General features: G+C 65.6%; 14 protein-coding genes. 6 read left to right on the plus strand and 8 right to left on the minus strand.

The window, feature by feature from the left end; translation table 11 throughout:
• Positions 1-331: 331 nt before the first annotated feature.
• Together E1748_RS21465 and E1748_RS21470 are read right to left on the minus strand one after the other, a co-directional pair.
• Positions 332-1531, minus strand: coding sequence for a pyridoxal phosphate-dependent aminotransferase (locus E1748_RS21465; protein ID WP_133649148.1), 1200 nt, complete (start codon positions 1529-1531; stop codon positions 332-334).
• A gap of 61 nt (positions 1532-1592) precedes the next feature.
• The gene (locus E1748_RS21470; RefSeq protein ID WP_133649149.1) at positions 1593-2495 is read right to left on the minus strand and encodes a LysR family transcriptional regulator; all 903 of its coding nucleotides are present in this window, start codon (positions 2493-2495) and stop codon (positions 1593-1595) included.
• 407 nt (positions 2496-2902) lie between these two features.
• Here E1748_RS21470 and E1748_RS21475 point away from each other — a divergent pair, with 407 nt between their 5' ends.
• Positions 2903-3304 (plus strand): transposase, encoded by a 402-nt coding sequence (locus tag E1748_RS21475; protein WP_091016060.1) that lies wholly within the window; start codon positions 2903-2905, stop codon positions 3302-3304.
• Between the two features lie 239 nt (positions 3305-3543).
• A complete protein-coding gene (locus E1748_RS21480) occupies positions 3544-3819 on the plus strand; it encodes a hypothetical protein (protein WP_133649150.1) in 276 nt (91 codons plus the stop codon).
• 194 nt (positions 3820-4013) lie between these two features.
• On the opposite strand, the gene E1748_RS21485 is transcribed toward E1748_RS21480, so the two are convergent.
• Positions 4014-4328, minus strand: coding sequence for a hypothetical protein (locus tag E1748_RS21485; RefSeq protein WP_133649151.1), 315 nt, complete (start codon positions 4326-4328; stop codon positions 4014-4016).
• 327 nt (positions 4329-4655) lie between these two features.
• On the opposite strand from E1748_RS21485, the gene E1748_RS21490 reads away from it, so the two are divergent.
• From E1748_RS21490 to E1748_RS21500, 3 genes are all read left to right on the plus strand, one after another.
• Positions 4656-5312, plus strand: coding sequence for a YdcF family protein (locus E1748_RS21490; protein ID WP_133649152.1), 657 nt, complete (start codon positions 4656-4658; stop codon positions 5310-5312).
• Positions 5313-5567: 255 nt separating this feature from the next.
• A complete protein-coding gene (locus E1748_RS21495; protein WP_133649153.1) occupies positions 5568-5837 on the plus strand; it encodes a hypothetical protein in 270 nt (89 codons plus the stop codon).
• Positions 5838-6002: 165 nt separating this feature from the next.
• A complete protein-coding gene (locus tag E1748_RS21500) occupies positions 6003-6260 on the plus strand; it encodes a DNA-binding protein (RefSeq protein ID WP_133649154.1) in 258 nt (85 codons plus the stop codon).
• A 33-nt stretch (positions 6261-6293) separates the two neighbouring features.
• On the opposite strand, the gene E1748_RS21505 is transcribed toward E1748_RS21500, so the two are convergent.
• A complete protein-coding gene (locus E1748_RS21505) occupies positions 6294-6584 on the minus strand; it encodes a putative quinol monooxygenase (protein WP_133649155.1) in 291 nt (96 codons plus the stop codon).
• 273 nt (positions 6585-6857) lie between these two features.
• Between E1748_RS21505 and E1748_RS21510 the strand changes: the two genes are divergently transcribed.
• Positions 6858-8138 carry an EAL domain-containing protein gene (locus E1748_RS21510; protein ID WP_133649156.1) on the plus strand — a complete coding sequence of 427 codons (1281 nt, stop codon included), beginning with the start codon at positions 6858-6860 and terminating at the stop codon, positions 8136-8138.
• 13 nt (positions 8139-8151) lie between these two features.
• Here E1748_RS21510 and arfB read toward each other — a convergent pair whose 3' ends face one another.
• From arfB to recC, 4 genes are all read right to left on the minus strand, one after another.
• Positions 8152-8556, minus strand: a complete 405-nt coding sequence (gene arfB, locus E1748_RS21515; RefSeq protein ID WP_133649157.1) for an alternative ribosome rescue aminoacyl-tRNA hydrolase ArfB — start codon at positions 8554-8556, stop codon at positions 8152-8154.
• Between the two features lie 201 nt (positions 8557-8757).
• A complete protein-coding gene (locus E1748_RS21520) occupies positions 8758-10908 on the minus strand; it encodes an AAA family ATPase (RefSeq protein WP_133649158.1) in 2151 nt (716 codons plus the stop codon).
• Positions 10905-14633, minus strand: a complete 3729-nt coding sequence (recB, locus tag E1748_RS21525) for an exodeoxyribonuclease V subunit beta (RefSeq protein ID WP_133649159.1) — start codon at positions 14631-14633, stop codon at positions 10905-10907. Before recB ends, E1748_RS21520 begins: the two co-directional genes overlap by 4 nt.
• Positions 14630-18097: an exodeoxyribonuclease V subunit gamma gene (gene recC, locus E1748_RS21530; protein ID WP_133649160.1), complete on the minus strand. Its 3468-nt coding sequence runs from the start codon at positions 18095-18097 to the stop codon at positions 14630-14632. The genes recB and recC overlap by 4 nt, the downstream gene beginning before the upstream one ends.
• Between the last annotated feature and the right edge of the window lie 47 nt (positions 18098-18144).

Below are 18144 nucleotides of genomic sequence, written 5' to 3' on the forward strand. Positions count from 1 at the left end.
CCAGACGAAACAGACGATATGGAACTGAAGACGCGCTCGCCCGATTCTGATCGGTCATATTGATGGGAGCACGCACCGGGGGGCGGCGAATCGGATCTTCGAAACAGATCCGAGCCATGCCCAGCCGGACGGAGCAGCGATGTCCCGAGAGGGAATCACGTGACTGAGCGCCATATTACGCAAAAACATCCAGTGCGTAAAGACGAAACCCCGCCGAAAGCCTGTCTCGATAAAACCGTTGATCGGCGGTCGAAACGACTTCGTGATTCACCTGAAAATCCCGCTGCGCAATCCATGCCGAAACCGCTCGGGTCCGGCATCGGCACGGCAATCAGCGAGTCTGCCCTGCCAGAAAGCGCTGCAACCGTTCGACACCGGCATCGAGCCGATGCGGCTCGCATGCGTAGCACCAGCGCACGAAACCCTCGCCCTCGGCACCGAAGGCACTGCCGGGCGCAAGGCCCAGGCCGGCGTCGCGCACCAGCGCCTTGCAGAGTTCCAGGCTGCGGTCCGCGCCCAGCAGCGAAAAGAACACGTACATCGCACCCGGCGGCGCCTTCACGTCGACGCCATCGATTGCGCCCAGCGCCTTCACCAGGTGATCGCGGGCATCGTGCAGTTCACGCACGAGAGTACGGGTGAAGTCCCCTCCCTGCTGGATGGCCGCGATACCTGCCTGCTGTACGAACGCCGGCGCACACGACGTGTTGTATTCGACGAGCTTCCCTAGATCGTCCATCAACGCGGCCGGCGCGACGATCCAGCCGAGTCGCCAGCCGGTCATCAGCCATGCCTTCGAGAACGAGTTCACGCAGATCACACGTTCGTCGCGTGCCGCGAGATCGAGAAACGACGGCGCGCTGAGCGCGTCCGGTTCGGCGTAGTAGAGGCGCTCGTAGACCTCGTCAGCGACGATCCAGATACCGTGCTTGCGGCAATGGTCGAGTACCACGCGCTGCTGGTCGCGCGTCATGACCCAGCCGGTCGGATTGTTCGGCGAGTTCAGCATCAGCAGCTTCGTCTGTGGCGTCAGTGCGGCGAGCAGCCGGTCCAGATCGAGATGCCAGCCCGCGTCGCCGTAGTCGAGCGCAACCGTGTCGACGTGCGCGCCGAGAATCTTCGGAATCTCGACGAGATTCGGCCACAGCGGCGTCACCGCGACGACCCGATCCCCTGCACCCACGACAAGCTGCGCTGCCAGCATCAGCGCGTTGACACCCGCGCTCGTGACCGCGATGTGATCGCCGGACGTCGGACCGTGCAGCGACGTCACGTATTCGGCGAGCGCCGCGCGCAACGGCGCGATGCCCAGGTTGTGCGTGTAGAAAGTTGCGCCGCCGGCCAGCGCGTCGCTCGCGGCGTCGCGGATGAACTGCGGCGTCACGCGATCCGATTCGCCGAACCAGAACGGCAGCACATCGGGTATGCCGAAGCCGGCATTCGCGACTTCGCGGATCTGCGACGGGCGCAACGCGCGCACGGCGTCGCGTGCATTCGGGACGGAAGGTTTCGGCAGATCCGATTCGCTCATCGACGGGTGCGGGTGTATTGGCAGGAGCTCACAGTTTAACGTGCTGCAGGCAGATCGATCGTCAGCGCAGATCCTCGGCGCGCGCCGGCAACTGACGGATCAATCCCCACACCGCTTCCGCCGCCGGCGACAGCGAACGGTCGCGCCGACGCACCAGCTCGACGGTCCGCTCGACGCGCGGCACCAGCGGTCGCGCCGCGAGCGAGGCATCCGCGGGCAGCGGCAGCGCGAGCCACGGCAGCACGCTGACGCCGACGCCCGCCTCGACGAGCCCGAACACCGTCGCCGAATGCCCAAGCTCCTGGACGACGGATGCAGTCACGCCGTGCGCGTCGAGCGCCGCGTCGATGATCGGACGGCTGCCGGACGCGTGGTCGAGCATCACGAGACGCTCGCCCTCGAGATCGCTCCATGAAACCTGCGGCTGGGTCGCCAGCCGGTGATCCTCGCGGCACACGATGCAGAAGGTGTCGGTCATCAGCGGCTCGCCGTGCAGATCGTCGGCGGAAAACGGGCCGACCACCACGCCGAAATCGACCTCGCCGGACTTCACCTTGCGGATCACGTCGCTCTGCACATCGTCGCGCAACCCGAGCGTGATGAACGGAAACTGCTGTCCGCAGCCGGCCACCACTTGCGGCATCAGCCGGCATGCGATCGTCGGACTCGCGGCGACCACCACGCGGCCGCGCCGCTGTTCGCCGATCTCACGAATCTCGCGCAACGTGTCGTCGAGATCGCCCAGCAGCCGCGACACGCTCGCGACCAGATTCGCGCCGACGTCGGTGAGCTGAACGTCGCGCGTCGTCCGGTCGATCAGTTTCAGGCCGATTTCCGCCTCCAGCTCGCGCACGCAGCGACTCACCGCCGACTGCGTCAGACCGATCTCATCGCCCGCCCGGCTGAAGCTCTGCAGCCTCGAAACTTCGATAAATACGCGCAACTGGCGCAACGTCACGTTCATCCCCGCACCTCATCAATGCCGTCATTTAATGAGATTGTATTGCCGATATTTTGGGGCGGCATCGAGTTGATTATTTCGCCGCAACGCAGCAATACGGCGCAAACGCACGCCGGGCGGGACTGATTGCACAAGATTGGTGATTGTCCCGATTTGCGGGATGGGTTTTTTGGATTCTTATACGCCCCTGGCTAGCACCCGCGCTGGCCCGGCTCCGAGGGGCTTCAAGGAAATTGACAGCGCGATGGCACACTTCCTGCATTGAAGTGTGCACAGGTCGGCGCCGTCTGCGGTTCGATTTCACATCGACCGCCGCGGCAAGCCCGATCCCGCCTGGCACCCGTTTTCGGGTGCATGAAGAGTGCGCGGCGCGGGGCAGCGCACCGGAGTTAGCTTCGCTGAGGTGAAACATGATGCTGTTCGACGATTTGAGAGACAACGAGTGGGCGCTGGTCGAGGCGCTGTTCTGTGCGGAGCCTGCACGGAGCGAACGGCGCGGACGTCCTCGCGTGGAAGCACGAGCGGTGGTCAATGCGGTGCTGTGGGTGCTGTCGACGGGCGAAGGCTGGTCCAAGCTGCCCGGTCGGTATCCGTCGCCGCCGACCTGCCGGCGTCGCTTCGACGAGTGGCAAGCCGACGGCACGCTCACCGAGATAGTCAAGCGTCTCGGCACGAGCGGCCGCGAAGTTTCGCTGCGCGGGCGCATCGGCGCCACCGCGGCGAAGCCGCCGGCACCGCCGAGCCGCGATCGTCTGCGCGGTGCGTTCTGGACCAATCCAGAATCGTGGCGCGCGCCGGTCAAGATGGCCTGACTTCACATCGCATCGCTATCGGGCGCCTTCGGGCGCCCGATGCGTATCTGCGTCGCATACGCGATGCGGCGTGTCGGTATTGCGATTAATGCGCCATGCATCCGTGATGCGCGTATCGGCCGCGTATTCCGCCGCTAGCGAAACATCCATTTACTATTATTTACAGCGCGCTTTCGCTCCCGCGCATACGGTAGACGTATGCCAACAGACGCAAGTCGATCGACTTGACGGGAGTTCACATGAAACCAGTGTCCCTGCTACTGCGCGGCATTGTGGTTTCATCCATCGCGGTAGCTGTGGGTATCGCCGCGCAGGAACGTCCTCAACACTGGGCGCCCAAAGGCCATGCGACGACCATTGAAGCCGCGCAACACGCTAACCAACAGCCTAAGGAATTTACGCCGCCGGCACCGCGGGGCGATCTGCGTGGCGATATCGCCAGCAATGCTCGGGTGCGCCCGGAGCAGGTACGCCCACCGCCGCAGGCACGCAACAATAATCCGCAGCGCCGCTAGCGTTTCTACTACGGCTAAAGCCGGGAACCACCCGTGCGCATGTCAGTCTCATTGAACGCCATAAGCACAGCGTGGCAGCAGTAATCCGGTACGCCCGTATCCTTGCGATACGGGCTTTTTTTGCGTCGATGGTAGTGCGGCGGCGTATGCCGCCGTCGCTATCGTCCGCACCGGATTTTGCGATACTGCGGCCGCTAAAGCCGCGCTTCGAGATCCGCGGAACTGGCTTCGGTCACGACGTAGTGGCTGGTACGCTGCGCATCCCAGGTCATCGCCCGTTCGTCGCGTGCGAGCCGCGCGAATTCGGCCCGCCCTCGCTCCGTCAGTACCGCGATGTCCACGGGAGCATGGAAACCGGGAGCCGGCGCAACGGTGCGCTGCCGGACCGTCTCCATCAAACCGAGCGATCGTAAATATTCGAAGACACCCGGACGTCTGGCCCACGGGACCTGGCGGTATTGCGCCCGCCTCAGCGCTTCTAGTACCGTTTCATTGGAATACGTGGTCATCTCACTTCTTTCTTAAAGTGCAGCCATGACTCAGTTTCTGCGCGATGTAGAACGCGCCGCCTTTAGGACGCCAGCGCGGAGCCATTGCGAACGATCGTCGTGCGATGTTCGACGGCGCCGTGTCGCGCCAGATGCTGCCATGCTTCAGGACCCCCGTTCGAACGTCATGTTAGCGTTCTCTCCCCGGTGCCTACGATGCCGCCAAACTGGCGCGATGTCGAGCCCGGAAATTTGCCCTGAAAGTCATACGTTACCGCATTTAAATTGATTCTATTCATTTTATCGGTGCTTTTTTTTGCAGCAATCGTGCTAGCGCGGCGCCTCCGTATGGCCCTCGTCATTGCCGGTCTGGCGCTCTTCTGGCTGATCGCCACCGGCTGGATCGCGGCCCCGCTGCTCGCTTGGGCCCAGCACAGCCCGGTACCGTCGACACCGCCGGTTTTCGCTTCGCGAAACGCGATCGTGCTGCTCGGCGGCGGCACCGAATACGCCGACGACGGCACGTTGATGCCGAAGCACGATGTCTTCGCGCGCATCGAAACGAGCGCCGCGCTCTACGCGCAATGCAGGCGGATTTCGCAAACCTGCGACGTGATCGTGAGCGGCGGCAATCCGCAGCGGCACACGGCACCGGAGGCCGATACCTACCTGCCATGGCTGCTGCGCAAGCAGGTGCCGCGCGCCGACATCGTCCTCGAGAACCGCAGCCGCACGACCTACGAGAACGCGCGCTTCGTGTCGGACATCGTGCAGCACGCGCACTACGACACACTGATTCTCGTCACGTCGGCGTACCAGATGCCGCGCGCGCTGCTCGATTTCCATCGCTTCGGCATGCAGCCCTACCCTGCGATCTCGAACACGCGTCGCATCGAACCTGGCCTGCTGCCGCGCTACGACAACCTGGTGAATGCGGAGACCGCATTGCATGAACTGATCGGCATCGCACAGTTTCATGTGTACCGCGCAATCGGCTGGTTTTGAGATTGCCAATTAGTTAGGGATACGATTCATTTTTTCGAAGCAAACGATTCGCTTGACATCGACATGTGTTCGATCCGCCACCGCGGCCCATCCCGCCAGCCATGCCGGATGTGTGTAACAGGATGTAACTGTATGTGAATTCTGTTACGAACCGTCTGCTGGAGCAGATATTGCTGGCTAGAATGCAGTGTCCTTCCGATTGGACAGGCCACCCTCGGGTCCTCGGGTCCATTAACCACCTTTGTGGAGGTAACGATGAAGAAAGCGTCCCTGGCTATCCTGGTTTCTTTGGCTGCACTGTCAGGTGCGGCCTATGCGCAAACGGATAGCGGCGTCACGATGAGCACCGATCCCGCGAAGGCCGCGGACGTCGAGCAGCGTGCGCAGGATCTGCAGGCCAAACAGGAAAGCATGAAAGACATGAAAGACATGCCGATGGAAAAGCATCACAAGCCGATGCACCATCACAAGAAGGCGATGAAGGGCAAAATGGAAGCTGCACCGGCTGCTGGCGCGAGCCAGTAACCGACCTGCACGCGGCACGCATCGACGGTTGCCGCAATGACGAAAAAAGCCGAAACCGGTCATGCCGGTTTCGGCTTTTTTCTTTACGGGACGTTGTCGACCGGTATGCTAAAGTCGCGCACCACGCTATTCCCCAACCCGTGCGCCCCTGGTGCGGAGGACACAATGAGCAACATCCAGCTGGACATCGAATGGACCGAAGCAGCATCGAAAAAAATCGAAAAGCTGATGCCGCGCGGCGGCCAGGAAGCTTACCTTGCGTTACCGCCGGTCGAATGCCTGCCGATGGAAGGCGACGTGCTGTTCCTCGGACCGGACGGCAAGCAGCAACCGTTCATCGTCGCCGAGCGGCAATACCATCATGACGGCGACGCCGACTGGACCATCGTCCTGATCCTCGACGTCCCGCAGTCCACGCACTGACGAGCGAAGCGGAGAAAAGCGGCCGCCGCCCGCTCACTTGATCCGGGTCAGCACGCGGATTTCCGCGTGTTCGACCCAGTCGACAATCGCTTTCTTGTACGCTTCGATATGTGCCGACTTCGCGTGCGCGGCGAGCGCTTCCTCGCTCTCCCAGCGCTCGAAGAAAACGAACCGCCGCGGTTCGCGCACATCGCGATGCAGGTCGTACTGAAGCGCGCCGCGCTCCTTGCGCGTCGGCTCGACGATACCTTCGATCGCTACGCGCAGCTTTTCCTCATCACCGGGTTTCGCCACCGAGATCGCCACCACTGCAACTTCAGCCATGCCTTCGCTCCTCGACAAAAAGCAGCAGAATACCCCTGCCCGAGCGGACTCGCTTGCCGGCATGCAGGACACCCGCGCGCACGTCTGTACCGGTCTGTGATTACCCGTACATTCACTGCGCATACGAACTGCTAGACTGAATCACGACTATCCGCCGGAGTCCGAGCTTGGCTGGCATCGCTTCCCGATTTGTCGGGTCATTCCCTTCCGCGATCATTCGAGCTCTCCGCTGGTCAGGCGAGTGCCGGCTGCGCGAGCCAGCCTGACATCACCATGCCGACCATCGACGACCAGACGCTAACCGGCCTGCTGCCCCACCTCGTACGCGGCGACAGCGGCTGGAGCGCCAACTGGCGAACCGTCACGCTGCACAGCGTCTTCCAGCCGGTCCTGTCGATCACACATCGACGCGTCGTCGGATACGAAGCGCTACTGCGCGCATACGATCCGATCGGCACGCCGGTGTCGCCCGAAACGCTGTTCGCCGCGACCCGCTCGCCCGCCGATGCGCGTGCGCTCGACCGGCTCGCGCGCTGCATGCACGTCGCGAACTTCGTCGAACAGGATAGCGACGACAACACCTGGCTCTTCCTCAACACGCGCCCGCAGGTATTCGAAACAAGCTGGCCGCAGCGCGAATTCATCGACGAGCTGTCCGCGTATTTCGGTGTGCCGCAAGAGCGCATCGTCATCGAAGTGCTCGAGCAGCCCGCCGACGACGAAGCCGCCGTCGCGAGCATGCTGGCCGCGTCGCAGCCGCGCGACTTCCTGATTGCCATCGACGACTTCGGCACCGGCTTCTCGAACTTCGACCGCGTGTGGCGCTTCCGTCCCGACATCGTCAAGCTCGACCGCTCGCTGATCGCGCGCGCGGGCAAACGCGACGGCGACAACTCGATGATCAGCCATCTGATCTCGATGCTTCATCAGTTGGGGACGATGGTGCTCGCCGAAGGCATCGAGACCGACGACGAACTGATGATCCTGATGCAGGCGGACGTCGACTTCGTGCAGGGTTTCTGGTTCGGCCAGCCGAAGCCTTCCGTGCGCGCGGCAAGCGCGCAGGCGCCCGAGCTGGTCGAATCGATGTGGGACAAGTTCACCGAATACGAACGCACGCACGCGCGCCATCAGCGGATCGGCTTCGAGGGACTCGCGGAGACCGTGCTGGCCGGAGCGGAAACGTTCGCGTCGACCGGCGATCTCGAGCTGGCTGCACAAAAGGTGTTCACGTTTCCGGAGGCGCGCCGCGTGTTCGTGACGAACTCGCACGGGCATCAACTGAAGCCCTCGGTGATGTCGCCATCGTCGCCCCCGCCGCCGACGCGCCTCGCTCCGCTGCTGCCCGGCACGTACAGCAACTGGTCGCGGCGCACGTACTTCAAGCACGCGCTCGCGGCGCCGGGGCGCGTTGCGATGATGGGCCCGCATCGCTCGCTGACCGACGGCGAAGATTGCTATACCGCAGCGATCGCACTCGAACGCGACGGCGAGCTGAACGTGTTCTGCGTCGACTTCACGCCGGCAGCCGGCATCGAGCTGTCCCTCCGCTGATCCAGTCGACGGGTCAGTCGTCCACCCGCGAACGCCCTGCCTTCACTTCGCCGCGCTTCGTCTTCGTATCGAGACGCCGCCGGTTCGACGCGCGCGTCGGGCGCGTCGCGACGCGCGACTTGCGCGTCACGCTGACGCTCTCGATCAGCTGATCGAGCCGCGCGAGCGCCGACGCACGATTCATCTCCTGGGTGCGATGCTCCTGCGCCTTGAGCACGACGACGCCGTCGCGCGTCAACCGATGGTCGCTCAGCGCCAGCAGGCGCATCTTCAACACGTCGGGTAACGACGACGCACGCACGTCGAAGCGCAGGTGAATCGCGCTCGACACCTTGTTGACGTTCTGGCCGCCCGCACCTTGCGCGCGTACGGCGGTCAACTCGATTTCGTTTAGTGGGATCGGATAGCGGGAAGTCATGACCGAATGATAAACGTCGGGCGCGGGTGGTGGCTTGCTGCGTGGTTGCGGATAGGTATGACGTGTCGGCTTGTTGCCACGCTGCAAAGCGTCGCGATACGTGAGGGTGGCGGCGCTGCATCGCTTCGTCGCTGCGAAATCCTGGGTGGCATGCCACGATATCCAACGCTCGCCGTTACCTCACGATTCAACGCGTCACGACTACCCGCCCCCGTCCGTGGCATCGAACTCACGCGACGCAGCAGCAATCCGTTCCGCGAGCCCCGAGTCTCGCCGCGTCGGTGTCGCGATCGCTTCGGCGAGCACTGCCCGCGTGCCGATCACATCGACGCGCTCCCGCGCTCGCGTGATCGCCGTATAGACCAGCTCACGCGACAGCACGCGGCTGAACACCGCTGGCAGGACCAGCACCGCATGCTCGAACTCCGAGCCCTGCGACTTGTGCACAGTGAGCGCGAAAGCCGTATCGTGCGGCGGCAGCGCAGCCGGCGACACGGCGCGCACGCCGCCGTCACCGGTGCGGAAATACACTCGCAGCGCGCCGCCCGGCCCAGGCAACGCGATGCCGATATCGCCGTTGAACAGGCCGAGCGCATAGTCGTTGCGCGTCACCATGACGGGCCGGCCCGCGAACCACGATCCACCGATCGCCGACGGCACGCGCGCAACGCGGCGCACCTCGGCGGCCATCGCGATGTTCAGCTGTTCGACACCGCGTGGACCACCGCGCGTCGCGCACAAAATCCGGAAGCGATTCAGCGCGTCGAAGAGCGGCAACGGATCGGGGTCGTCAGTTGCCAATGCCGCCGTGAGTGCGGCCGCGTACGGCGTGAATCCGGCTGCGAGTCGCTGTGTCGTGCGTTCGCCGAACGTCGGGTTCGCGTCTTCGTGAAGTACTGCGCGTTGTTCGGACTGTGCGCCGTCGGTCAGTACGTCGAGCGCGGCTGTGCTTGCGCCACGCCGGATCGCCAGCGAAAGACGTCCGATCGGCGAGTCCAATCCGAAGCGATAATTGCGTTCGAGCCAGACGACGCAATCGGCGAGCGGTGTGTTGGACGGCTGCGGATCGTGTTCGGTGTGCGCATCGCTTTCAGCGGGTTCTGCGGTCGCGGCGGTCTCGTCCAGCGACCATGACGGCGCGGCATCGTCGCCAAGCCACGGCGGCGTTTCGTCGTTGGAGATCCATCCCGCGCCGGGCGATGTTTGCTCCGCGTCCTGATCGTCCTGATCGTTGTCCGCGTGTGGCAGTGCCGCCGCCAACGTCGTGGCATCGATCGAAAGTGCAGTTGCAATCGCGTCGATACCAGCCGAGCTGAACGCGGGCCGCGCGCTCAGTTCCGCGAACACCGCGCCTGCCTCTACCGCAGCAAGCTGGTCCTTGTCGCCGAGCATCACGAGCCGCGTCTGCGGTGCAATGGCGTCGAGCAGATGCGCGGCCATCGCGACATCGATCATCGATGCCTCGTCGACGACGACAACGTCGTACGGCAACGGATTGTCCCGATGATGCCGATAGCGTCCGGACGGCCCCGCGCCGAGCAAACGGTGCAGCGTGTACGACGTCTGCGGCAGCCGCGCCGCGAGTTCGGGAGGCAAGCTGCCGGCCCGCGCGAGCAGCGCCTCCTGCATCCGCTGTGCGGCTTTGCCGGTCGGCGCGGCAAGCGCGATCCGCAGATCGGCGCGCAGATCGAGCAGACACGCGAGCACGCCGACGACCGTCGTCGTCTTGCCTGTACCCGGTCCACCGCTGACGATCGTCAGCCCGCTCGTCAACGCCGTCGCCGCCGCGACGCGCTGCCAGTCGATACTGTCGTCGGGCGGCGGTCCGAAGTAGCGCAGCAACCGCGTCTGGATATCGCTCGTACTCGACGATTGCTCGCCGGCATCGTCATGCATCAGCAGCGCCCGTGCGGCCCGCTCGTGCGCGACGAGCGAACGCGCGAGGCTGCGCTCATAGTCGTAGTAGCGCGCGAGATACAGGCGCCCATGCGCGTCGAGCACCAGCGGACGCAATGCCATCGCTTCCTGCGTACCGTCGCAAACCACCCCGCTCGCGAACAGCGCGGCGCGGATCTCGCGCGGTGTCGTTTCATAACGCCGCGCGAGCGCCCACATCGGCACGCACACGTGACCGTCGGCAGTCGCGCGGCTCGCGGCAAACGCGGCACGCGCAGCCCAGCGAACGATCTCCGCCGACGCACCCGACCGCCGCGTCAACGCCGCGATGCGTCGCGCGAATCCGTCGGCGAGCGCGGTGCTGAAATCGGTCGGAGCCGGCAGCCTGATGTCGGCTTCCGGGAACGGGGCCTTGGGTGCATCGGTGCGTGTGCGCGTGCTGGGGTGCGTACTCATACCGCGCCTCCGTCCATCAACGCATCGAGTTCCATCACCAGACCGTACGGTGGTCGACGCGCATGCACGCCGGCAGGCTCCGCACCATCCTGCCAACCCGGACGCACGCCGCGCACGAACAGATACAGATAGCCGCCGAGATGCCGGTCAAAATCGTACGCGTCACGCAGACGCGATTTCAGATAGCGATGCAGCGCGACCGTGTACAGCAGCGCCTGCAGGTGATACGCGTGCCCGGCCATCGCAGCGTCGAGCGAAGCCGCGCCGTAGTCGGCCGGCGTATCGCCGAGATGATTCGATTTCCAGTCGACGATCCAGTATCTCCCGTCATGCTCGACGATCATGTCGATGAAGCCTTTGACGAAACCGCGCAGCGCACCCGGTTCGAGCGCGACGTCGGGATAATCCCACGCGACGAGACACGCACGCAGCGCCGCGAAATCGAGCGACGCTGCAGGAAACAGGAACGCGAGTTCGTTGAGCCGCCGCGCCGGGTTCAGGCGCTCGAGCGTCATACCCGGTACGAGTTCGGTCGCGACGATGTCTTCGAGCAGCCGATACATCATTCGCGGCAGACGCGCGGCAAGATCCAGCGTGGCTGGTGCAGGACGTTCGCGCAACGCGCGCAGGATCGCCTCGGGCCACGTATCGCGGTTGGAAAAATCGGCCAGTTCGAACATCCGGTGCAGGCATTCGCCGGCCGCTGCGCCGCGCGGAAACGCGAGGATATCGTCGGCGGCGAGCGGTTCGGCTTGCGGTTCAATCCACGCCGGTTGTGCGACCAGATCGGCGACACCGTCGTGATCGGGACGCTCTTCTTCCGGCTGCGTGAATGCGTCGCTGCTACGTGCGCCGGCCGTGATCATGCCGCTGAAGCTCGCCATGCGCCACTGGTCGCGCAGTATCCGTCGACTCGTACGCGCGCGCATTTCGCGACCGCTGTCCGCACGACTTTCGAGCGGCACGCGGCGCAGACCGACCGGTAACGGATCGAGTGCGATCGGTCCGCCGTCGAGTGCCTGCCAGCGCCCAAGCAGCTCGCTCTCTTCGGGCGGTGCAGCCAGCCAGTCGTCGAACGTGCGACCTGCGCCCGCGACGAGCCAGTTCAACACACTGCGTCGCGATTCTTTGGTCGAGCGCGACGACAGATAAGTGCCCGCGACGAGATAGCAGCGGTACACCGCGCGCGTCAACGCGACGTAGACGAGCCGCGCGCGCTCTGCCGCCTGTTCGCGCGATGCGTAGCGCGCCGCCTGCTCGGCCTGCTCGTCGTCGTAGCCGTAGTGCAGCACCGCGACGCCCGTATCGTCGTGATACTCGCGCGCATCGGGCAGACCCGACGCTGGCGGATCGCGCAACGCGCCGTCGTTCAGGAACGGACAGAACACGACCGCGTATTCGAGCCCCTTCGACTTGTGCACCGTGACGATCTGCACGAGATTGCGATCCGACTCGAGACGCAGTTGCGCATCGTCGCCACCGCCCTGCTCGCGCTGCGCCGCGAGCCAGCGCAGCGTCGGCGCGATGCCGGGCTGCGTCGACGCGCGCGCCTGCAGCAGCTCGGCGAGATGGTTCACGTCGGTAAGCCGGCGCTCGCCATCGGGCCCGGCGACGAGCCGCTGCGCGACGCCCAGCTCGCGCATCAGCGTGCGCCACATCGCGGCGAAACCGCGTTCGTGCCACAGCGTCCGGTAGTGCGAGAAGCGTTCGACCCAACCCATCGCATCGGCGGCATGCGCGGGATCGTCGGCGGGCGACGGTGCGTCGGTCAGTTGTTCGAGACGCCATAGCGCGGATGCGTCGAGGCCGAGCCAGTCGGTGGCGAGCGCGGCACGCAGTCGTCGCAGATCGCCGGGTGTATCGACCGCAGCCAGCACACGCTCGATCTGTTCCGCGTCGAGCGTCGAGAACACCGACGCCTGCGCAAGCTCCACGCTACCGACGCCCCATGCGGCCAGCACGCGCTTGATCAGGCTGCCCTGCCTGTGCGTCTGTACGAGCACCGCGATGTTGCCAGGCGCGAGCGGCGCGTCGCCGACTTTCACGCTGCCTTCGCGCGCACCGCGCAGCAGACGCACAATCTCGGCCGCGCACGCTTCGCTCGCTGCCCGCTGCGCGTCGCGTTTCGTTAGCGCTGATTCACCGCCCGGCAGCGTCCAGATATGGAAGTCAGGCGCGTGCTCGTCGTCATGCCCCGTCGCGAGATCGACGAACGGCTCACGCTGCCGCTCACCCGCGCGCACCGGCTGATAGTCGAGCCCATCGAGCACGAACGCGCGCGGGTTCGCTTCGAAGAAGCGGTTGCACGCGTCGACGATCGGCGCCGTCGAGCGCTGGTTGACCGCGAGCGTGTAGCGCGCCGACGCCTCGGCACGCGCGGCGAGATACGTGTGCAAATCGGCCGCGCGAAAACTGTAGATCGCCTGCTTCGGATCGCCGACCAGAAACAGCGGGCCAGCCGGCGCAAAGATCCGGTTGAAGATCGCGAACTGCAGCGGATCGGTATCCTGGAACTCATCGATCAGCGCGGCCGGATAGCGTGCGCGCAACGTCTCGGCGAGCCACGGATGCGCGGCAAGCGCGCGATACAGGTTCGACAGCAGATCGTCGAACGATACGACGCGACGCGTACGCTTGCGGGCTGCGAGTTCGTCGGGGGCATAGGCGAGCCACGTCTGCACTAGCGCGAGCCAGCGTGCGCGCTGTGCGGCTTCGGCGGCGACGACGGCTGCTGCGAGTTCGTCGGCGAGCGTGAAGAACGGATGCTCGGGCGGCTCGAACTTCACCTTGGTCGCTTTCGCCAGAGCCGACGCGGTCAGCTTGAGCGCGGCGCGCGGCGGTGGCGCATGGCAGTCGCGTTGCGCGAAATAGTCGCGCCATGCGTCGACGGCCGCGGCGATCGCTTCGGGCTTGTGCGACGTTTTGCTCAACCGCTCGGCAGCCTGCGCAAGTAGCGCAACGATCGCGTCGCGCTCCGCTTCCCATAGCGCGCACGCGGCGTCGAAGCGCGTCTGCGGATCGTCCTCGCCTTGTACAACCGCGCCATCGTCATTGCTAACTGCACCACTACCCCAGCGCAACTCCGCAAGCGGTTTCTTCAACCGACGTGCCAACTGTTCATCGAGCGCAGCAGGCCCCGCGCGCTTGCCGACGAGCCACGCGGCGAACGCCGGATGCGCGGCCGCCACCGGCTCGACGCGTTCGCGCCAGAAATCGGCGGCGAGTTCGAAACGCAGCGGCGCGTCGTCGGCTTCCATCTCGAACGCGAATGGCATCGCCGCCGCGAACGGTGCCTCCTGCAACGCGCGCTGGCAGAACGCGTGGATCGTGTGGATCGCTGCCTGATCGAACGCGCGTAGTGCACGCTTGACGATGCCGGCCGCCTTCCCCAGATCGATCCCACTGCCAGGCGCGAGCGTCGTATCGAACAGCCCCGCGATAAACGGGTCGCCGCCGTCGTCGCCGGTTTCGAGCGCGCGCTGCAATTCCGCCAGGCGGCTGCGGATGCGCTCGTGCAGTTCAGCCGTGGCCGCCTTGGTGAAAGTGACGACGAGGATCTGGTCCGCGCCGAGATTCTTTTCGAGCAGCAGCCGCACGTACAGCGCGCAGATATTCCACGTCTTGCCAGTACCCGCCGACGCCTCGATCTGGTTCACGCCATCGAGCGCGCAGCCGAATACGTCGAGCTCGCGGGCGTCGGTCGGCGGTTGCATCGCGGCGCTCATGACGTGCTCCGCAGATGCTCGGCGAGCGGCTTGAACACGATCGCCGCGAGCGTGCCGAACGGTTCGTCGAGTGTCAGCGGTGTGCCGCGCAGCGCGATCCGCAACGCGGCATCGTCCGATTCGCTGCGCACCCGCTCGTTGATCCATGCGCCCTGTGCCGCCGAATCGCTGTCGCTGATCTTCGCCCATGCGCTCTTCGGGAAGAACCGCAACGGCAGCGAACGGCCAGCGCGAAACAGCGCGGCGAGCGGCGCGAGTTCATCAAGCGGCGCGGCAACCGGCGCGAACTCGAAGGTCTCGCCGCTGCCGTGCCACACCGTTCGACGCGCACCGTCGGGCAGCGCCGCGCAGTAGACCAGGTGCGCGATCCACGCGGACAGGTAGTCACGCGCAGTCGGCCGCGCGTAGCGAAACACGACTTGCCCCGCGTCGGTCAGCAGGTTCAGCGTGCCGTGCAGTTGCAGCGGCGTCTGGACTGCTTCGCGCAGTGACGCATCGTATTGACCGAACAGCGCGAAGTCGCCGGTATCGGGCCAGCGCGGCACCACGTCGAGCGCGAACGGCAGGCGTTGCGCGCCGCCAGCCAGCGCATGCCGGACGCCGTCCGCGAGTTGCCGTAGCGCGCCGAGTTCGCGCGCGCGCCACACGGAACCGGTCGCGCCGCCGGGCAATTCGGGGCTTGCCTCGGCAATGCGATGTATCCGCTCGAGTGCTCCTGGTTGCTCATTCGTGTCGAGCAATGCGGGCAGCAGACGATCGGCCAGCGCATCGCGACCCGCGTAGTCGAGTTCGAACGGTTCGGTATCGAGCAGCTCGCCCTGCGTATCGGACAGCACGATGCCGAGCCGGTCGCGCAACAGCGCGCGGGCGGGATGGCGCCAGAAGCGCTGGAAATCGTCGAAGGCCACGGGCGTGGCAATTTCCACGGGCAGCGGTTCGGTGAAGAACGGCGCCGTCGTTGCATCGTGCGGTGTGGCGAGCAACGCAGCGAGTTCCGCGCGATCGGGGTCGTATGTGAAGAGCGGCGCGTCGCTTCGCGGCTCGAAGTAATCGGCGGAGAACGCCTGCAGCGGATGCTCGACGATAAACGCGCGCCGCGCCTTATCGAGTTCCTTCGGTGACGCGTCCGGCCCCACCGACACACGCGCCAGATGATCGAGCAGTTCATCGACGAGCGCGGCCGGCGGCAGCGGCGCGTTGTCGCGAATGCTGCGACCCGTGTACGCGATCAGCAGACGATCGCGTGCGGCCAGCAACAGATCGAGAAACAGATTGCGCTCGTCGTCGCGACGCTGGCGGTCACCGGCTTTGCCGAACGCCGCCATCAGATCGAACTCGTCCGCGCGCGCGAGGCTCGGCAGCACGCCATCGTCCATGCCGAGCAGACACACGACGCGATACGGCAGTCCACGCAAACTGGTCAGCGACGAGAATGTGACGCTGCCCCACGGCACACCACCGCGCGCCGGATCGTCGAGCGCGGCGGCGAGCGCGGTGCGCACGACAGCGGCAGGCAACGGTTCGTCGTGTGCGCCGCTGTGCATCGCGTCGCCCATTGCATCGATTGCGTCGCGCACGTCGGCGACTGCGTCCGCGAATTCGACGCCGGCATCGAAGCACTGCCCGAGTGTGTCGAGCAGCAGTCGGGTCCACGCGGCCGGCGTCTGATCCAGCGACGCGCGGCGCACGAATGCATCCAGATGATCGACGAAACGCGCGAGACGGCCGAGCAGTTCGGCATCGGGACCGCCTGCGCCTTCGACGGGCAGCCACGCATCGACGGGTTCGCCGCGATCCGGCATCGCGTAGCCGAGGAACAGCCGCGTCAACGCATCGGCGAACGTGTGGCGCGCGACCGGCACCGCCGCGTCTTCGGGCTCGACCGGTGAGAGGCCGCGTCGCGCGCCTGCGGCCGCGAGCCATTCCTGCGCGGTTTCGAGCGCCATCGCGTCAATGCCATAGTGCACCGCGACCGCATCCACGCGCAGCCACTCGATCAGCTCGGGCGCGGCCGCGCTACGCTCGGGCAACGCGAGCCAGTCGAGCAGCACGCGCGCGACCGGGTTCGCCTCGGTCGGCGGCAAGCCGGTGATTCGATACGGAATGCGGCGCGACGACGCTTCGCTGCGCCCCGCCGCCGTGCCAAACACTGTGCCGAACACGGCGTCGATCAGCGGACCAGCGGCGGCAAGATCGGGACAGGCGACAAGCACGTCGGACGGCTGCAGGTCATCGAATTCGTCGAACCAGCCGAGCAACCGGTCGTGCAGCACTTCGAGCTGCCGCGACAGGCTATGGCAGACGTGTACCTCGATGCCGTTCGCACTCGACAGCGCGGGCGGTTCCTCCGGCTCCAGCGCGAGCATCGCGTTCTGCACGGCGGCAAGCCAGGTCGGCTCCGGGTTCTCGACATACACCGACGATTCGCTCGATGCCGCGCTCTCGGTCAGTTCGTGCAGCATGTGCAGTTGCGCCTGGGTCTGCCGCCCCCACTCCGCGAGCAGCGGATGCCCGACCTCCTGATAGTCGCGCTGCCCCGCCGCGTCGAGCGCCTCGATGCGCCGTTCGCTGACGATGTCGAACCAGAACTCGCGGCACGGGTTCATCGCGTACAGCCGCACGTCGACCCAGCGCGACAGCGTGCGCAGCAGCTCGACGTGCAGCGGCGGCATCGTCGGCAGCGCGAACACATAAACAGCCGCGGGCCAGTCCGCGCGCGCGATCGCATCGAGATCAAGGGTGTGGGCCTCGTCGAGAAAACGGTAGGCCGGGGGCGTGACCGGGGCAGTGGATCGGGAGCGTGCCCCTCCCGAACCTTTCTTTCTGTCGGCTGACGTTTCCGGTGCAGCCTCGTTCGCCACTTCGGCGAGCACCGCGCGCCACAGCGCAGCCTGCCACGCCTCGTCCTCGCGCGCCGCCGCGCTCGCACCGATCAGACGTGGCCCGCTTTCGCCAGGTGCACCAGGCGCACCCGGCACACCGTTCGCAAAAATCGACCCACCCTTCTGCCACTGCAACAGCCATTCGGGACGATAGGTCAGATAGTGATCGAGCACCGTCGCGATCCGATGCGCGAGTTCGTAGCGCATCGGCGGATCGGCGGCATCGAGATACGCGCGCAAACGGGGCGACGCATTCCACGGCGCGAGTGCGCTGTCTTCGTCGGTCCGGCCGAGCTGCCGGTAGCAGCGCCAGACGAGCCGGTCGGGTGCGTACGGCGAATGCGCCTGCACCGGAATCACGCCACCGATCTGCTCCCACAGCCACTGCGCGAGATAGCGGAAGTCGACGTTCGCGCACACGCCGCGCTGCGCGGCGATATCGAGTTCGAGCCGGCGCCGCAGCGCCGCGCTCGGCACGATCAGCGGCTGCGCGACCCAGGGTTCGGACGGCGCATCGGCCATGTCGGCGAGCAGTGCGGCGACGAGCGTTTCGTACCGGTTCGAATAGAAGAGCTGGAGCATGACGCGCAGCATAGCAAACGCTACCCCGCTGTAGAACCTGGCCGAAT

It is taken from the genome of Paraburkholderia flava (assembly GCF_004359985.1).
Lineage (GTDB): Bacteria > Pseudomonadota > Gammaproteobacteria > Burkholderiales > Burkholderiaceae > Paraburkholderia > Paraburkholderia flava.

Excerpts from the sequence above, each read along its gene's own strand:
- E1748_RS21490 (WP_133649152.1), top strand. The coding sequence starts at position 4,656 with ATGGCCCTCGTCATTGCCGGTCTGGCGCTCTTCTGGCTGATCGCCACC.
- E1748_RS21475 (WP_091016060.1), top strand. The coding sequence starts at position 2,903 with ATGATGCTGTTCGACGATTTGAGAGACAACGAGTGGGCGCTGGTCGAG.
- E1748_RS21495 (WP_133649153.1), top strand. The coding sequence starts at position 5,568 with ATGAAGAAAGCGTCCCTGGCTATCCTGGTTTCTTTGGCTGCACTGTCA.
- E1748_RS21500 (WP_133649154.1), top strand. The coding sequence starts at position 6,003 with ATGAGCAACATCCAGCTGGACATCGAATGGACCGAAGCAGCATCGAAA.
- E1748_RS21480 (WP_133649150.1), top strand. The coding sequence starts at position 3,544 with ATGAAACCAGTGTCCCTGCTACTGCGCGGCATTGTGGTTTCATCCATC.
- recB (WP_133649159.1), bottom strand. The coding sequence starts at position 14,633 with ATGAGCGCCGCGATGCAACCGCCGACCGACGCCCGCGAGCTCGACGTA.
- E1748_RS21465 (WP_133649148.1), bottom strand. The coding sequence starts at position 1,531 with ATGAGCGAATCGGATCTGCCGAAACCTTCCGTCCCGAATGCACGCGAC.
- E1748_RS21520 (WP_133649158.1), bottom strand. The coding sequence starts at position 10,908 with ATGAGTACGCACCCCAGCACGCGCACACGCACCGATGCACCCAAGGCC.
- recC (WP_133649160.1), bottom strand. The coding sequence starts at position 18,097 with ATGCTCCAGCTCTTCTATTCGAACCGGTACGAAACGCTCGTCGCCGCA.
- E1748_RS21485 (WP_133649151.1), bottom strand. The coding sequence starts at position 4,328 with ATGACCACGTATTCCAATGAAACGGTACTAGAAGCGCTGAGGCGGGCG.
- E1748_RS21505 (WP_133649155.1), bottom strand. The coding sequence starts at position 6,584 with ATGGCTGAAGTTGCAGTGGTGGCGATCTCGGTGGCGAAACCCGGTGAT.
- E1748_RS21470 (WP_133649149.1), bottom strand. The coding sequence starts at position 2,495 with ATGAACGTGACGTTGCGCCAGTTGCGCGTATTTATCGAAGTTTCGAGG.
- E1748_RS21510 (WP_133649156.1), top strand. The coding sequence starts at position 6,858 with ATGCCGACCATCGACGACCAGACGCTAACCGGCCTGCTGCCCCACCTC.
- arfB (WP_133649157.1), bottom strand. The coding sequence starts at position 8,556 with ATGACTTCCCGCTATCCGATCCCACTAAACGAAATCGAGTTGACCGCC.